This is a genomic window from Litorimonas cladophorae (assembly GCF_014652455.1).
In the GTDB taxonomy this organism is placed as follows: domain Bacteria; phylum Pseudomonadota; class Alphaproteobacteria; order Caulobacterales; family Maricaulaceae; genus Litorimonas; species Litorimonas cladophorae.
In genome coordinates this window covers 585,593-602,333 of record NZ_BMYV01000002.1, presented here as the reverse complement: position 1 = coordinate 602,333, position 16,741 = coordinate 585,593, and the positions used below count along the sequence as shown (strand labels likewise).

The following is a 16,741-nucleotide window of genomic DNA, read 5'->3' as shown; positions in this document are numbered from 1 at the left end:
CAGGGTCTTTTAGTGTTTTGGTTGGGACTAGTAATTGTAGGCCAAACGAATACCGAATGTGCGCGGGCGCATTGGGTTCACGCGTTCACGGTCGAAGACAAAGTTGTTGCTGAGCTCCGCGTACTCATTCGTCAAATTTGTCGCAAAGAGTTCTGCCGACCAGTTCTCCGCTGTGACCCCCAAAGTCGTTCCTAACAGCATGTAGCCATGTGTCTTCGCTTTGTTGATCTCAATGATGTCTGACACCGCAGAATCAGTGAAGATGATTTGTGGCATGATATGAGCCGTGAGCGATGAACCCGCGACTTCCTGAGAAAGCTCCCACTCGTAACGCGCTCGGAGGTTGCCCTGAAAGCCTGGCGCAAAGGCCAAGTCTGAGCCAACCAAAACATCATTTGTTGGGGTCAAGACGTCAGTGACTTCAGTATCCAAAAAGGAGAATGCCCCCGCAATGGTGAGGCCTTCGACGGAGTATGGCGCCCAGGTGATATCACCCTCGACCCCTTTAATTTCTGCATTTGCAGCGTTGTCAGAGAAAAACAGGTTAGAGATCGAAGGATCGAAAATCGTGGTTTGAAGGTCTTCTACTTTAACGAAGAAAGCCGAGCCATTCATTCGGAAGGAATTATCAAAAAACTCTGTTTTCCAACCAAATTCATAGTTCTGAACATCATCTGTGTCTAACGCAAACGGGACTGTGAAACCGTTCGGTCCTGCTGCGCCACCTGGACGATTGAGCAAGCCGGGACGGAAGCCTTCTGAATAGGTTGCGTAGAGCAAGTAATCCGTTGTTGGCTGCCATGTCGCCGTTGCTTTGACGATCACGCCATCCGTCGCGGCCTTATCAGGTGCGCCGACCGTGTTGTTTGGTGCAAATTGCGCGGAGATATTTGTACCTGCTCGCTGCGCATCTTCTGTTTGACCTAAATTGAAGAATGAGGAGTTGGCGGACCCTTCCAGATCTACTTCAATATCGTAGTAACGCGCACCCAATGTCAGCGCAAATTCGTCCGTAAAGTCGAATGTCGTTTCACCAAAGAAACCCAGCTGCTTGTCGGTTCGCAAGATGTCATTTCGGAAGACAACGCCTTCCGGGAACGGACCAGCTTCACTGAAATATCCGGGGGATGCGCTTCCAACTTCGCCCGTTACAGACGTGTCTGTCAGAGCGTAGTTCGGCGCGAAACCGCTTTGACCGTTAAACCCAATCGCATTGACAGACCCAGGATAGATGAAATCGTTTAGCTCCGTTAGTTCTAGGTCACTGAAGAAGCCACCGAATGTCGCGCGTAAGCGTCGATCGCTTGGTGTGTTGAAACGCAATTCATGCGTTTGAACTTTTGTCTCCGTATTTGATTTCACATTTAGATCAGGAGCCTGACATGTTCCGGATGGTGCACCACCTGGATAGGTGACGGAACCGTCGCAGATGTAGTATGGAAGGTATTGGCCAACGAAAAGATAGTCGGAATAATCAACTTTTTGGTCAGTCGTGCGCTCCGTGTATGCACCTGTGTAGAGTGCGTCGAGTGCGCCAAGACGCCCTTCGAGGGTCCAACTTGTATTGTGGAAATTATCTTCGATCGTATCTTCGCTAAAACGTTCAATCTCGTATTCGCCCAGCTCTGGGTCAGCAAAAAAGACACCGTCACTGTCGAGTTGTTGTTGTGCATGGGTGAGCGATAAGCTCCAATCAGAATCAAACTCATACAAACCACTCAGGCGGAAACCCGCATAGGTCGTGTCATTGAAGTCTTCTTCAGCGATTGCGGAATTATTCGCTTGAATAAATGTAACACCGGACAAATCAGCTCCAGCCTGAAATCCCTCGCGGCCTGCGGAAACCACTGTACCATTGTCCCGTGTTGTACCCGCAGAGCGGAAGCGTGCAGATTCCGACGCATCGCGTGTACCTGCAACGTTATCGATATACCCGCCTTGGTTGTCGGAATAGATCACGCCGCGAAGTGCGAGTTTGTCCGTCACAGGCACATTGATCATCGCTTCGACGCTATTGCTCATTTCGCCACCCTTGGTGAAAGACGTAGACGCCTTAAGATTGGCGTCAAATCCATTCAGATTCGGCTTGTTTGTGATCAAACGCACCGTACCCGCCTGCGAACTGGCACCGAACAGGGTGCCTTGTGGTCCAGAGAGAACCTCGACGCGCTGTAAGTCGGCTGCATAGACATCAAGATTTCGTCCCGGTTGCGCCAAAGGCTGTTCGTCCAAGTAAAAGGCAACATTTGGTGCGAGGCCCGCAACGCCAGCAGTTGTCAAGTTCGGAGTCGTAGAAGCAAGACCTCTAATATAAATCGTGCTTTGCCCGGGACCTGCACCGCCAGCCGTGACACCTGGCAATTGGATAAGGTAATCCGTAAAATTCTTAACGCCGAGCTGATCCAACTCTTGTTCACCTATGGCGGCGACAGTGACGGCGGTGTCTTGCAGGCCGGTAGGTCGCTTGGTCGCTGTTACAATAATCTCGTCAAGACGGCTCGCTGTCGGCTCAGAGGCGTCTTGCGCTGTAGCAACGGACCCAGCCGTGCAAGCCAGTGCGAAAACAGAAGCGCCTGTAAGTAGTCGATACATAGTAAGTCCTTGACCTTTAACCCGCGCAAGAGCGGCGCCGAAGGCTGCCGAATTAGGAATTAGCGCGAGGGTGAACGCGGCCCTTACCACTTGTTTCGATAATTGAAATAAGAATATGGACGATTTGAAAGAATTATACACAACACAGCGCCCATTTTATTGGCATTTTGGCTAAACATATGTAGTTGACGCTACGTCACGCGTAATAAATTGCTTCGATAGCGGAAAAATCTCCGTTCATCACGCTCGCCATATAGTCACTGAATGGACATCGAATGAAGCGGCCTACTGATACCGATATGGAATATGATATCGATTACGAAATTGGGCAGGATAATATTGAGGTCATGGGCCTGGATGTTCACAATCCGGTTTTCTTTACTGCGGCGGGTCTGATATTGCTATTTTCTGGCCTGACCTTGGCCTTCCCGGAACCCGCAGCAGCAGTCCTAGCCTACGGCAAGGCCTCGACTTTGCAAAACTTCGACTGGTTGTTCGCAATCACCCCGGTCGCTATTCTCATTTTCTGTCTGTTTCTCGCGATCTCTCCATTAGGTAAAATCCGATTGGGTGGACAAGACGCTAAACCCATTCATAGCTATGCCTCTTGGGTTGCCATGTTGTTTGCAGCAGGGGTCGGTATTGGCTTCATGTTCTGGGGCGCAGCCGAACCATTAGCCTATCACACGAATTGGGCAGGCACGCCTCTCGCCGCGGTTCAGGGATCAGAGGATTCAAACCGCTTGGCCTTTAGCGCGACGCTTTTTCACTGGGGTCTCTCACCTTGGGCTGTCTATGCGATTGTCGGGCTGTCCCTTGGGTTCTTTACGCATAATAAAGGCCTCCCAGCTTCAATTCGATCTACTTTTTACCCTTTGCTCGGAGAACGTGTCTGGGGTTGGCCAGGTCACATAATCGATCTTCTGGCGGTGGTTTCCACAATTTTTGGCCTCGCAACCACAATAGGTTTGGGCGCAACCCAAGCCGCCAGCGGGCTAGGATATATATTCAACTTCGAACCTAATCTTTGGATTCAAATTGGGCTCGTCGCATCCATGACGGGCCTTGCTATAGTCTCGGTTCTTCGCGGGATGGATGGGGGGATAAAATTTCTTAGCAATATGAATATGGTTTTTGCACTGGGCCTCCTTCTTTTTGTGATCGTTGCGGGGCCAACGACTTTGATTATGACAGGTATGGGACAGAATCTTGTATCCTATATCACTGACACACCCTCTCTCACGAATTGGATTGGGCGCGAAGATCAACAGTGGTTCCATGATTGGACAATATTTTACTGGGCGTGGTGGATTTCATGGTCACCGTTCGTCGGTATGTTTATCGCCCGCATTTCGCGTGGCCGAACTGTCCGTGAATACTTCTCCGTCGTCTTACTCGCGCCCTTCGTCATCTGCATCGCTTGGTTCACAGCCTTCGGCACCACGGCGATAGAGCAATATGAAAATGGCGTTGGTGATTTGGCAAATGGTGTTGAAAGCTCATCCGTAGTCTTGTTCCAAATGTTGGCGGAAATGCCTTTCGGTAATATTGCGTCGCTCGTCGCGATCGCATTGCTTATTGTCTTCATTGTAACATCAGCAGATTCAGGCGCGCTTGTCGTTGATACCATCACGTCGGGCGGAAAAACCAATGCGCCTGTACAGCAACGTATTTTTTGGGCAGCAGCTTTGGGGCTAACCGCCTCAGCATTGCTGGTGGGTGGAGGGAAACAAGCTCTGCAATCACTACAGGCAGGAACAATCACAGCGGCCTTACCTTTCACCATCATCCTTCTGGCGTGTTGCGTGAGCCTCTATATCGGCATGAGGCACGAGCATAAAATTTTGGTGAACTCAACTAAATCAGAAGACGCAACCACGGATAGATAACAAAGCTAAGGCTAATAAGTGGAACATCGTCCACAAAACCGAGGGTCGTTTTTATAAGCCTTCATCGCTCAAATACCTTCTTTCAGATACTTGGCTTGAATAGAGGTCGCCGCGATGTTTGAGTAGATACTAAACAACTTCAGAATGTGGGCAGATAGACTGATTTGGGGTTCGGGCGTGTCGGAAGCTACGGGTCAACCATCACAGACATATCGCGTTAAGCGAGTTCAACAATTTCCAATCTCGTCGCCGTTTGTTCAACTCGACCAAAGATATGATTTACTTGGGAGCTGCGATTTTCGCCATTATTTCACGCGGTGCAAAAAACTACCATAAGTTTGGCGCCCCAATTGATACGGCCTAGATCGATTTTTCGCCAAAGAGCTGGAAGCGGGAAAATGCTGGGATAAAAACGATAGCGAAGCATTTGTAATACAAATGAAACATTAGAAGTTAATTGGTCATACACCCCAATTATTTTTATGGAAATTCCAAGCTGTTTGGATGATGTTCTCAAGACTGGAATGTTGGGGTTTAAAACCGAGAATTTCTTCGGCGCGGGCAGCATCGGCGAAAAGCTGCGTCAGGTCACCTTCGCGGCGTGGACCCTCGTCATATGGCACTGCCAAGCCTGTCACCTCTTCAATTGCGTTGATAATTTGAAGAACGCTATAGCCTTCGCCCGTACCGAGATTGACTTCGGCCTGCGAGAGACCATCATCCATGGCGCGGATCGCACAGATGTGGGCCAGCGCAATATCGTTCACATGTATATAATCGCGCACGCAGGTACCATCCGGTGTGTCGTAATCTGTGCCAAATAGCTTCATGCGGCTGCCCAGACCTGCCGCAGCTTTGAGCGCATTTGGAATGAGATGCGTTTCGGGATCATGCTCTTCACCAATCTCGCCGCTCGCATCCGCGCCAGAAGCATTGAAGTAACGGAAGGTCACATAATTTAGGCCATAGGCCTTGTGGTAGCTTTGAACCAAATGCTCAATCGCGAGCTTGGTTTTACCATAGACACTAAACGGATTCTGAATTTCAGATTCCAACAAAGGCATATTTTGTGTTTCACCATAGGTCGCGCAAGTGGAGGAAAAAATTAATCGATTGGCTTTCGTCTTGCGCATCGCCATCAGCAGGTTCAACGCACCAGAGACGTTATTCTCATAAAATCCTTCGGGTTGATTTTCACCCTCCCCGACTTCAATGGAGCTAGCAAGGTGGACAACCGTTTCGACCTTTGAATAGGTCTGAAAAGCCATGAGGGTTGCAGCGCGGTCTCGGAGATCCACAGTGACGTGTGGCCCCCATTTCACGGCATGTTTATGACCAGCTTGAAAATTGTCGAAAACAATTGGCGTTCCGTTACTTTCCGCAATCGTCTTGCAAACATGCGCCCCGATATAGCCGCCTCCACCGACAACAATAATTTCTCGACCTTTCAGGTCATATACCTGCTCAGTCATATTAAATCCTTGCCTGGAAAAAATTGTTGTCCCGACCTGTTGGGTCACCCAGTCGTGACCAATTCTCGAATTAACTTGAGCGTTTTTAAGAGGTCCGCGGCACCCGTCAATGGAAGACAGCTTGGTGCGTCACACAAAGCAGCGTCGGGGTCAGTGTGAAATTCTAGGAACACGCCATCTGCGCCTGCGGCCACGGCAGATTTCGCAATGATAGGGACGCCTTCGCGACGCCCGCCAGTCGAGGCCCCTGCCGTGCGCGGATCGGCGCCGGGCAATTGTACCGCATGGGTTGCATCAATCGTGACTGGAACATCTAAATCATGCATCGCACCAATGCCCAGCATATCAACGATCAGATTATTATAACCAAAACTGGTGCCGCGTTCGCACATGATGACGCCAAGGTCGGGTGCGACTTCGCCCACTTTTGAGATAATGTTTTTGACATCCCGCGGCGCAAGGAACTGGGCCTTTTTAACGTGAAGCAATCCGCCTGCCGCTTGGGTCGCTTCCGCCATTGCGACGACTAGATCAGTTTGGCGGCAGAGAAAGGCGGGTAATTGAACAAGATCGGCTATCTCAGCAACGCGCTCAGATTGGTTGGCCTCATGAACATCCGTACAAATGGGAACGCCCAGCTCAGACTTCACACGCGCGAGCATGCCTAAACCTTTATCGAGACCCGGCCCGCGATAGGACGTTATGGAAGATCGATTGGCTTTGTCAAAACTGGCCTTAAAAACATAAGGCAGACCAAGGTCCGAACAAATGCGTTTAAGCTCGGACCCCACTTCGAGGGCAAGACCGACGTCTTCGAGAACATTTAATCCCGCGATGACCGCAAGAGGGCCGTCGCCGCCAATTGTCCAGTTTCCGTTGGAAAGCTTGGTGGTTTTCATCGCTTTTACTCACTTCTGTAATTCTTGGACGGCGTCTCGCTGATTTAATTGGGACCGTCAAGCCGCACCTAAGACCCTGGGATTTTATGCAAAAACGACAGTTTTGTGTCCGTTTAGTAAAACCCGGTCTTCCAACAAGTAACCAACCGCACGGGAGAGAACGCGTTGCTCAATCCCCCTACCTTTGCGAACTAGGTCCTTCGGCGTATCGACATGCGTGATTTGTTCGACATCTTGGACGATGATCGGGCCTTCGTCCAAATCTGCCGTCACAAAATGGGCAGTCGCACCGATCATTTTCACGCCACGTTTATGGGCCTGATGATAGGGTTTTGCGCCTTTGAATCCTGGCAAGAAACTGTGATGGATATTGACACAGCGGCCCGCAAGAAACGTAGAAAAATCATCCGATAAAATTTGCATATAGCGAGCAAGAACGACTAGTTCGGCCCCCGTCTCTTCAACAATAGCTTTGATCTGAGCCTCTTGCTGGGGCTTGGTTGCCTTTGTAATCGGCAGGTGATGATAAGGAATATCGCCGAAATTTTTCAAGTGTAATGCGGATTTTGGATGGTTCGAGATAATGCCGACAACATCCATATCTAATTCACCAACCCGCATCCGATAGAGCAAGTCGGCAAGACAATGGTCAAATTTTGATACCATCAACACAACACGTTTCTTGCGGCGGCGATCGGTAAGCGTCCAATTAAGCGACAAAGTCTGCCCGAGCCCGCCTAATCTATCTGAAAGATCAGCCGGCAAATCAGCCTCAGACGCGAAACCAAAAACAACGCGCATGAAAAACTGGTTGTTACCGGAGTCTTTATATTGCTGAGCGCTCAAAATATTGGCGTTGAGATCAAAGAGAAACCCGCTGACCTTGGCCACAATACCAGGTTGATCAGGGCAGGAAAATGTCAGCGTAAAACTCGGTGTAGTCATTTTAAATTCTCAGTTGGATCAAGATGTCGCCGACACCATAGGCAACCTAAAGGGCAGTGGCGAGACTAAAGCCAGGGTTTTGGTTCGACGAGATGTCCCCCCAAATGGAAAGTCGCCCCTTTATGGCAGGATAGGTAGAGGATTTGGATTGGATCTTCGCCTGAACTGACATGATTCAACACGTCAAACATCGCGTTCCGTCGCGCGTCATCGGCATAGACAAGCGCGTCATCCAAAATTACAGGCGCACTCGCCCCCCCGCGTGCCAGCAGCCGTGCATAGGCCAAGCGCGTCAGAATCGCGAATTGCTCTTGCGTACCACCGGAAAGTTGCGTGATTGCTTCGCTACGGCCGTCACGATGAACTGTATCCACACCCAAATTATCGCCCAGCCCAGCACGAGCACCAGGGATCACCATAGATAAAAGCGGCGCGAGTTCTTTGGCGACGGGCGCCGTATAGGCTTCACGCAAACGCGATTGGGTTCGGGTCAGCGTTTCGCGCAGGAGCCGACGGATATCTGTCTGGCGAGAGTGACGAGATAATTCTGCCTGATGACTTGCAAGACGGGCTTCGAGCGCCGCGACTTTCGCATCTGCATCTTCACCCTCAAAGGCCGCATCGCGACGCGCAATGAGACCCGCGGCTTGCGTTTTTAGCGCCTCCATCCCAGCGCGGGATTGAGCGACGACCCGTTCTAAGCGTTTCATTCGCGCTTCCAACATATCTAATGATTGGACGGGTGCTTGGGAGTTCATGGCCTCGACCTTAGCTTTGGCCGCCCGCGCATCTGTTTCATATTTGAGCTTCTCGACGGCGAGAGAATTGGCTTGCGCGGCGCGTTCACCTTCCGTCTCCGGGAGGTTCAACCCTGCGAGACGTTCGCGCAAACGGGCTTGTTCACTTCCAAATTTAGCGAACTTGGTTTGGAGTTGCTCAAGAGCTTCTTCGATGACTGTCAGCTTGGCACGGGTAGCGCGTAAATCATCTGCGATATCAATGTCACACCCGGGTGTGTCCGTCAGATCGCTTCCCAAATCATTAAGGCTGTCCGTCAAGGATTCAATTTCGGATAAGCCCGCTTCCAAATCTGTTTCCAATGCCGCTCGGCCTTGTGGGGCCAGGCGTGCCAGATCCGCAGTGAGACGTTTGCGATCAGTCTCCCAAACATGTCTTTGATCGGCCATACGGATGGCTTGTGTGACATCGGTCACCCCAAACTGTGATAGCAGATTTTTATACTCAGCTTGGGCTTCCACCTGCTCGGCGGAAAGGTCACGCAAGCGTCCGTCATCACTGCGCAGTCGACCAATACCGTCCAAATGCAACACGGTATCGCCCGACAGCTCAAATGGCCCGCTATCTAGAGCACGCCCCTCTACGACAACCTTACCTGCGCCGTCAGGCGAAAGTTCCAAAAAGAGGCGGGTGGACAAAGCCCGAAGTTCAGCGTCCACCTGACGCATTCGATCTGCGGCGCGGCGAAGTGGCTCAATATCTGCGCGACGGATTGGCGGCAGATCAGCAATCGACTCTGTCAGCGAATTCAGACTCAATTGGCCTTTATCTAATTCCTCTACCAGTTCTGACAGGCGCGCTGTCTCTCGCCCAGTTTGCTCAAGGCGTTGAGTTTGTCGGGCTAAAATTTCACGTCGAGAGCGCAAGCGCCCCTGCTCTGCAGTCTTGGCTTCAAACAAGTCAATTTCTTTGCGTAATTCGTCCCGTTCGCGGCGTTTTTCCGTGAGGCTAGCTTTCAATACAGCTTCATCACCTTCGATCGCGACAAGGGCTTTTTGTGTGGCATTAAATGTGACCAGTTTTTCAATCTGCTCATTTTGACGAGCTGTCGCACGTTCGGCTGAGGCAATGGCCTGATCGCGTGTGGCCCTAAGAAGCGCGAGCGCGTTGGCAAAGCTCCGCGCCGCAGTGATAGCTTCTCGAGTTGTCTCGATTTGTGCTGCTATATCAACTTGGCTGGATTCTAACTCTAAGCGCTCCAATTCGGAATGCACGCGCGCCAACTCAACACCTGTCGCTTTAGTCAAATCCCGAAGGCGAATCGCCTCCGTCAATTCAGCCTGGGTCGCCTCCACGGCGGCCTGCGCGACCTGCAAAGGGCCACCTTTTTTTGCCGCGCCAGTTTTTGTTAAATAGGTTGCCAGCTCCGTTTCGACACGGGTCAAATAATCACGCGCGCGCTCGCCGCCGATCAATGTGCCGAGTTCGCCTTCGAGGCGTGAGGCAACTTGGCCGTCATCCTTCACACCCACCATAGAAAGGCCTTGGCGCACCCAGAGCAGCCCAGATGGCCCATCATTGAGGTTTGCAGCGCGTAACAGCTCTGTTACTTTTTCTTCGGCAGCGCGATCCGTGGCCAAAACTTGGCCAGTGTCGGCGTCCTGTAAACGAGCACCTTTCTTTTTTAGGAAGACCTTGGTCAGACAATAATTTCGTCCGCCAGACATAAATGTAATCTCGCCTTCAGGACCATCGATAGACCCCGCCGTTTGCAAGGCTTTCACATCTTGGCGTGCGCTAGAAAACGGTTTGAAGAGGAAAATTGCGAGCGCTTCCAAAATCGTCGACTTACCAAACTCATTGGTTTGGCAGACGACATTCAACCCGTTTGAGAAACCCTCAAGCGCAACACCTTCCGCTCCGAAGGGACCGACATGGCGGAATTTCAGGCTGGTTATTCTCACGCACTGTCTCCCGCATAGCGAAACAGCAGGCGGAGAGCTTCCGACGCAATTTGCCGATCTTCACGCGATATATCTGGATCTTCGGATTGGGTGAGCAATACGTCAGCCGCTTCGCGTACCGAACCTTGCGCGTCGAGCGCTTCGATGTCCTCTGGCACGACAACCAAACTTACATCACTCTCTCCGCGAATTTCGAACGAAGCCATCTCGCCTTTCATTTCATCAAGAAAACTCTCGAACAGCGCCCACTCTGAGACCGTCATCTTGCCCGAAACATCTAGACGCGCATGAGTACGCCGCAATGGTTGCCCCGATGAAAAGGTCTGACGTAAACTCTCAATCTCATCTGCAACCGTTTCAGGTTGCAGGGCCGTCGTAAGAACAGGCCAATCATAGCGCGCTGTCGAAATGGCCTCGGTCTTCGGCGTGGTCTCCGCCGCTAAAGTCACCGCGAGCACTTGCCCCCGTGCACCCGATTTGTGGCGGTCAGGTTCGGGCGTTCCAGGGTATTGAAGTCGGGCATTGACCTCTCGTCGCGCGTGCCAGTCACCAAGCGCAAGATAGTCTAGTCGTGCGGTTTGTGCGCGGGTGGGCGGGATGATCTCACGGTCTGTATCACCTTCGGCGCCAAACCCTTGAACTGACCCATGTGCAAGGCCAATGCGCAGCGCGCCCTCTGGCGTCTGTGCAGTGTCCATCCAAACCGTCAAATCTTGGCCATGTTGAATCCGTGTCCACGGCGCCGGTAAGATGAAAACGCCTATTTCGATTTCGACGGGCTGGGGGGTGCGCAATAAGTGAACATTTTCGGGTTTCACTGCATCCACGCGGTCCCATAATCCATCAGACCCATCGGGGTCATGATTGCCAGGAAGAAGCCACCAATTGACATCTTTTGCTTCACCCATAATTGCGAGGGGTTGCCGCAGCGTCGAATTGGACGGAATAGCACTATCCCACACATCGCCTGCCACGAGCACATGCGCAGCACCTTGCTCTCTCGCAACATCTGCTATGCGCTCAATCACGGTTTGCCGGGCCAGACGCAGCGCACCTGCAATCTCAGCTGGGAATTGCCCAAAGCTTTTTCCGAGCTGCCAATCGGCCGTATGGATGAAAGTAAACGCCATACACCACAGGACCGCGCCGCGCGAGTCGCGTCAAGCAGCGTATTCAACGCAACAAAAGTTAATTCAGTGATCCCAGGAAATCCGAGGAGAACGCCTCTAAACGACAGTTGTCGTTTTATACTTGCATTACGACAACTGTCGTTATAAAGCTTGGGCATGAGCAAAAACACCAAACCTTCGGCAGCTGAAACTGCGATCCTATCTATCCTCTGGGAACACCAACCTAGCACGGTCAAGGCCGTCCATGCGAAATTAAGTGTTACAAAGGATGTGGGTTACACAACGACCTTGAAGCAAATTCAACGCATGCATGACAAAGGTCTTGTAACTCGCACCCAAGGTGAAGGGCGGTCTTTCCTCTACAGTGCCACACAAACAGAAGATCGAACCAAATCGGTCCTTTACGAGCGTTTTGTTCAAAACGCTTTTGGCGGGTCCACAAGCGAACTCGTCATGCATGCCTTAGGCAATGAAAAAACCTCAGAGGCGGAGATCGACGCGATCAAAGCCTTCCTTGCCAAGCTCGACAAATAAGGAGACGAAAATGGGGCCCGAATTCACGCATATTTTGGACAGCCTGGGATGGGCTGTGCTGCATTCAATCTGGCAAGTAGGTATCGCCTTTCTTGCAGTTGTTATCTGGCGCTTTGCTCTGCGGGGGCATTCCCCCGCATTGCGGCACGCTGGTCAGCTTACAGCATTAATTGGATGTTTGATTGCGTTTCTTTGGACCTTTGCGGCCTATCTCGGCCAAACTCCCTTGAATTTCGGCGTCATGACTGCAGATGGGGGTGCCACCCTATCCGCAGTTGCCGGAAGCGAAACCCAAGGTCGGTTTACCAGCTTGATTACGCCATTTGACCCTGCGGCCCTTATAGGGCGAGCAGATGTCAACTTTTCCCGCGTAACCCCGATCCTAGCGTGTCTGTGGGCTTTGGGCTTCGCCATCATGAGTTTACGCTACGCTTTTGCCTTTGGCCAAGTACAGCAGCTCCGTATCTTGGGCGTGTCTGCACCCTCACCGCAATGGCAGGACCGCTTCACGCTACTCCTTCGACAAAGTGGCATTTCGGAAAATGTGAAACTATTGGTGTCTTCCAACATCTCAGGGCCCATGACGCTAGGTATGTTAAAGCCAATTGTACTCGTGCCTATTGGCTTCCTGTCGGGATTACCCAGTGATCAAGTTGAAGCAGTCCTCCTTCATGAACTCGCCCATATTCGCCGCTATGATTACGCACTGAACCTCATTCAAACCGCCGTAAAAACCGTTCTATTTTTCCATCCTGCCATTCACATTATCGCTAAATGGGCTGATCGTGACCGAGAACAAGCTTGTGATGATCTGGCTGTGCGTCAAGGTCGCGATCCACTGTCCTTAGTTCGTGGATTAGCCTCACTTCGGCTGAATGCCCAGCCACGCCTTGGTATAGCCGCAACAGGAACTGGCGAAAATGCCCCTTTGATGGATCGTTTGACAAGATTGACGGGCGGGACCCAAACTGGCGCACATTCGCGGGGTCGTCCCGAACACGTTGTGATGTCCTTGGTTAGCGCCCTGCTCATCGGCTCGGTCTATTTAGGAAGCACCACGCGCGCAAACGCCCATCCTGTACCGCCCGCACCATCGGCGCCACTACCGGCAGAGATGAGTGCCACCCTGCCAGACAGCGTGATTACGGTTCCGCAGACTCCACCAGTTCCGCCAGTGCAACCTACACCGCCAGTGCCACCAGTATTGCCCCCACTCGATTTATCGACACTCAAAAATGAGGGAGACTTTCAAAGTTTCATCGAAACCGACAAAGCCATATATAAAAGCTTCGCGATTGCCATGGACCAATATGAGGATCGTTTAGAAGCCTACGCGAAATCCAACCCGCTAGATGCGGACGAAATGGAAGATGTCGCGGAGGTATATGAAGACTTCGTCGATGACATCAAAGATTTATTTGAAGACCGACGAGAGGCGATTGAAGACAGATATGAAGATTATGCAGAGGCAAGACTCGAGGGATTAAAGGCCGCGCAAAAGGGTCTCACAGCAGCCCAGCGTCAGTCTTCTCACCTCAACAGTCCGCAAATTCATGACGCACAGACTAAGGCGTTGGCCAAAGCGCAGGCAGAAGTAGAACGCGAATATTTGCGCAGCTCCGCTGAAATCGAAAGACAAGTAGAGGCCCAACAAAGGCTCATCCAAAATAAACAGCGCCAAGTTGAAAGCATCGCGAGAGCAAAAGAAAATCAAAAACGTGCGAAAACACATCAGGCTGAGGCGAAAGCTCACCAAGAACGAGCACGCATCCAACAAAGAGAAGCTCATAAATCGGTCATCGAGGCCCAAAAGCAGTCAACGAAGGTCTCAAAAAAGCACGCATCCCTTGCGTATAAACATGCAGAAAAGGCCAAGAACAAAGCTCTCGAAAAGGCAAAATCTCACGCTCAAGCGGACCACCTTTCCCGTGCGAGACACGAAGAGTTTCGTGATGTTGTAATCACCGAACTTTTAAATGACGGCTTAATCAAAAACACCAAGGAGACCGTCTTCTTGTCCCATCCAGACAACGTCATGAGCTTGAACGGCAAACCGCTTTCCACCAAATTGCGTGGTAAATATTGCGAGCTGCTCGACACCTATGGCTTTGTTGACAATCGATCTGAAATAACGATTTCACCAAAAAACATGACCATACTCACCGATTGGGAGAACGGCCGTCACACAACCCGCGTGACCTACGGCACATATTCGAATTAATCTCCCGCTCACTTACTAAAAGCCCCACCAGAGGTCCACCATGACACTTTTTTTAAAGCCGCATCTGGCGGCGACGGTCGCGCTCGGCCTAATTTTCGCCCAGTTGCCTGCTCAGTCGGCTCAAGCCCAAACCGCGCAAGACTTCTCGCCAGAGTTCTTTGCCCAATACGCACCGCGAACCGCAATTGATATGATCGCGCAAATTCCGGGCTTCCAACTCCAAGGCGCAGATGACCGCCGTGGATTAGGGCAAGGCGGCGCAAATGTGTTGGTCAATGGGGGACGCCTAACGGGGAAGTCGGACGTGGGCAGTCAGCTTTCCCGTATTGTTGCAGGAAATGTGGTGCGGATCGAAATTCGCGATGGCGCCTCACTGGATATTCCAGGGCTTTCAGGTCAGGTCGCCAATATTGTCACCAAAACTACAGGTCAGTCTGGAACGTGGAGCTGGGCTCCACAGTTCAGAGAACGCCAACCCGTCAACCTCACACATGCCCATTTAACGCTCTCAGGGAAAACGGGGAACCTCGCCTATTCCGCAGAACTCAAGAACGAAGCGAACCGCAATGGCGATTGGGGGCCAGAAATCTTGACCGCAGCAGATGGAACAATCTTTGAAGTCCGTGAAGAGTTGGGTCGCTATCATTATGATGGGCCAGGCGTTGTTCTGGATTTGAATTGGACGCCGAAGGAAAATCACATTGGCAATTTAAACTTAGAATTCAACAAGACCAATTCCGCCAATCTCATACGATCCAGTCGACGCGCTGAAGATAATCCTCTCGGAACAGAACGCGGCCGAGACCTAGAAACAGTTTTTACGGGTGGCGAGAATGAGTGGAACGCAAAAATAGGCACAGATTACGAGTTTCCTGTCGGTCCCGGAAAACTCAAAGCAATCGGATATTATCGTTTCGAACGATCCCCGACGCGTAGTGTTTTCTCGGTCTTTGCACTGGATGGTGAACAATCAGATGGGTCGATCTTTGACCGGCTGGCCGACGAAGGCGAAGCGATTGCACGCACTGAATATAGTTGGTCCCCAAAAGATGGGCGGGATTGGACTTTTGGCGTTGAAGGCGCGTTCAATTATCTGGACATCGTGTCCGAGCTGCAGGTTTTTAACGACGGGGTGTATATTGCGGAAGCTTTGGATGGGGCGACCTCTCGCGTCGAAGAGCGTCGCACGGAAGCCACCCTCACCCACAGTAGGGCGCTTTCGCCCAAATGGGACCTTCAAGTTTCTGGAGGTGTCGAATATTCACAATTGGAGCAAACAGGGGGCCTGACACGCGACTTTGTTCGCCCCAAAGGCTTCCTGCTGGCGACCTATAAACCAGATGAAAGCGTGTCCTGGCGCTTAAAACTTGAACGAGAGGTTGGTCAACTCAGCTTCTTTGACTTCATTTCCTCTGTAGATGTTATCGACAATATAGACCGCACGGGGAACGTGAACCTGGTGCCTTCGCAAAGTTGGTTCGTCGGCCTAGAATATGATAAAGACTTTGGACAAGGTTTCACAGTCAACCTAAACCCTTACGTTAGTCTCATTTCAGATCTCGTCGACCGCATCCCAATTGGGGAAGATGGTGACGCCGTTGGTAATGTAGACGATGCCATACGGTATGGGGTCGACTTTAACACAAGTATAAAAGGCAATCGTTGGGGCTGGGATGGCACCCAGTTTGATCTAGACATTCAATGGCGCGACAGTCGGGTTGATGATCCTGTAACACGCATCTCAAGACCCTTGAGCCGAGATTTAAAAACCTTCTGGCACGCACGTATGCGCCACGATATTCCTGATACAGATTGGGCCTATGGCGGTGGTGTCCGCGAATACGCCGACTATAAGGGCTTTCGTCTTTTCACGACGGATGACCCCACACTCGACAAACCTATTACATATGGATTTATCGAACATAAAGACGCTTGGGGAATGAAGATTCGAGCCGAACTCACCAATCTGCTTGGCTCACGCGAAGACTTCACCCGTGAGGTCTTTACAGATCGTCGAGACCGAGGCGTCCTGGGTTTCACCGAATTTGAGTCACGAGCATTTGGCCCCATATTGAACATTGAATTCAGCGGAACATTCTGAGCCGGCTCACATATTTTTGCCGCGATCTAGATACGTGGCTCAGTATAAGCCCCCTCGACAGGTGAAGCCCTCATCTAACAAGAGAGCTGAAAACAACTGTCAGAAGGACAACAAGGTAAGGTAAGTCGGACGTAATATAATTTTTGGTGCTCTCCCGGCTTTCCAGCTTCGCTTTAGACCATCTGTTGGGTTCCGTTTGATTTCTGACATGACACGAGCAAAATTCTTGGCTATGCCGCAATTTGGCGCACAAAAT

10 protein-coding genes are annotated in these 16,741 nt (G+C 51.2%); 4 read left to right on the top strand and 6 right to left on the bottom strand.

The window, feature by feature from the left end; genetic code table 11:
* Positions 1 to 27: 27 nt before the first annotated feature.
* Positions 28 to 2,592, bottom strand: coding sequence for a TonB-dependent receptor (locus tag IE073_RS10565; RefSeq protein WP_189585436.1), 2,565 nt, complete (start codon positions 2,590 to 2,592; stop codon positions 28 to 30).
* 275 nt (positions 2,593 to 2,867) lie between these two features.
* Between IE073_RS10565 and IE073_RS10560 the strand changes: the two genes are divergently transcribed.
* Positions 2,868 to 4,481 (top strand): BCCT family transporter, encoded by a 1,614-nt coding sequence (locus tag IE073_RS10560; RefSeq protein ID WP_189585433.1) that lies wholly within the window; start codon positions 2,868 to 2,870, stop codon positions 4,479 to 4,481.
* Between the two features lie 461 nt (positions 4,482 to 4,942).
* Here the strand turns inward: IE073_RS10560 and galE are convergent, their stop codons facing one another.
* The 5 genes from galE to IE073_RS10535 all read right to left on the bottom strand — a co-directional run bounded on the left by galE (position 4,943) and on the right by IE073_RS10535 (position 11,629).
* Positions 4,943 to 5,953 carry a UDP-glucose 4-epimerase GalE gene (gene galE, locus IE073_RS10555; RefSeq protein ID WP_189585430.1) on the bottom strand — a complete coding sequence of 337 codons (1,011 nt, stop codon included), beginning with the start codon at positions 5,951 to 5,953 and terminating at the stop codon, positions 4,943 to 4,945.
* A 44-nt stretch (positions 5,954 to 5,997) separates the two neighbouring features.
* Positions 5,998 to 6,852 (bottom strand): 3-deoxy-8-phosphooctulonate synthase, encoded by an 855-nt coding sequence (kdsA, locus tag IE073_RS10550; RefSeq protein WP_189585427.1) that lies wholly within the window; start codon positions 6,850 to 6,852, stop codon positions 5,998 to 6,000.
* Between the two features lie 84 nt (positions 6,853 to 6,936).
* Positions 6,937 to 7,797 (bottom strand): formyltetrahydrofolate deformylase, encoded by an 861-nt coding sequence (purU, locus tag IE073_RS10545; RefSeq protein WP_189585424.1) that lies wholly within the window; start codon positions 7,795 to 7,797, stop codon positions 6,937 to 6,939.
* Positions 7,798 to 7,862: 65 nt separating this feature from the next.
* On the bottom strand, positions 7,863 to 10,499 hold the full coding sequence (locus IE073_RS10540) for an AAA family ATPase (protein WP_189585421.1): 2,637 nt from the start codon (positions 10,497 to 10,499) through the stop codon (positions 7,863 to 7,865).
* Entirely contained in the window at positions 10,496 to 11,629 is a 1,134-nt protein-coding gene (locus IE073_RS10535; RefSeq protein WP_189585418.1) for a metallophosphoesterase family protein, read from the bottom strand. Before IE073_RS10535 ends, IE073_RS10540 begins: the two co-directional genes overlap by 4 nt.
* Positions 11,630 to 11,785: 156 nt before the next feature.
* On the opposite strand from IE073_RS10535, the gene IE073_RS10530 reads away from it, so the two are divergent.
* From IE073_RS10530 to IE073_RS10520, 3 genes are read left to right on the top strand one after another with little or no spacing between them, the layout of a single operon-like run.
* Positions 11,786 to 12,163, top strand: a complete 378-nt coding sequence (locus IE073_RS10530; protein WP_189585415.1) for a BlaI/MecI/CopY family transcriptional regulator — start codon at positions 11,786 to 11,788, stop codon at positions 12,161 to 12,163.
* Positions 12,164 to 12,173: 10 nt separating this feature from the next.
* Positions 12,174 to 14,384, top strand: a complete 2,211-nt coding sequence (locus IE073_RS10525) for a M56 family metallopeptidase (RefSeq protein ID WP_189585412.1) — start codon at positions 12,174 to 12,176, stop codon at positions 14,382 to 14,384.
* A 40-nt stretch (positions 14,385 to 14,424) separates the two neighbouring features.
* Entirely contained in the window at positions 14,425 to 16,485 is a 2,061-nt protein-coding gene (locus IE073_RS10520; protein ID WP_189585407.1) for a TonB-dependent receptor plug domain-containing protein, read from the top strand.
* Positions 16,486 to 16,741 lie beyond the last annotated feature (256 nt).

Coding starts and splice junctions, on each gene's coding strand:
- galE (WP_189585430.1), bottom strand. CDS start 5,953: ATGACTGAGCAGGTATATGACCTGAAAGGTCGAGAAATTATTGTTGTC.
- IE073_RS10520 (WP_189585407.1), top strand. CDS start 14,425: ATGACACTTTTTTTAAAGCCGCATCTGGCGGCGACGGTCGCGCTCGGC.
- IE073_RS10565 (WP_189585436.1), bottom strand. CDS start 2,592: ATGTATCGACTACTTACAGGCGCTTCTGTTTTCGCACTGGCTTGCACG.
- kdsA (WP_189585427.1), bottom strand. CDS start 6,852: ATGAAAACCACCAAGCTTTCCAACGGAAACTGGACAATTGGCGGCGAC.
- IE073_RS10525 (WP_189585412.1), top strand. CDS start 12,174: ATGGGGCCCGAATTCACGCATATTTTGGACAGCCTGGGATGGGCTGTG.
- IE073_RS10560 (WP_189585433.1), top strand. CDS start 2,868: ATGAAGCGGCCTACTGATACCGATATGGAATATGATATCGATTACGAA.
- purU (WP_189585424.1), bottom strand. CDS start 7,797: ATGACTACACCGAGTTTTACGCTGACATTTTCCTGCCCTGATCAACCT.
- IE073_RS10530 (WP_189585415.1), top strand. CDS start 11,786: ATGAGCAAAAACACCAAACCTTCGGCAGCTGAAACTGCGATCCTATCT.
- IE073_RS10535 (WP_189585418.1), bottom strand. CDS start 11,629: ATGGCGTTTACTTTCATCCATACGGCCGATTGGCAGCTCGGAAAAAGC.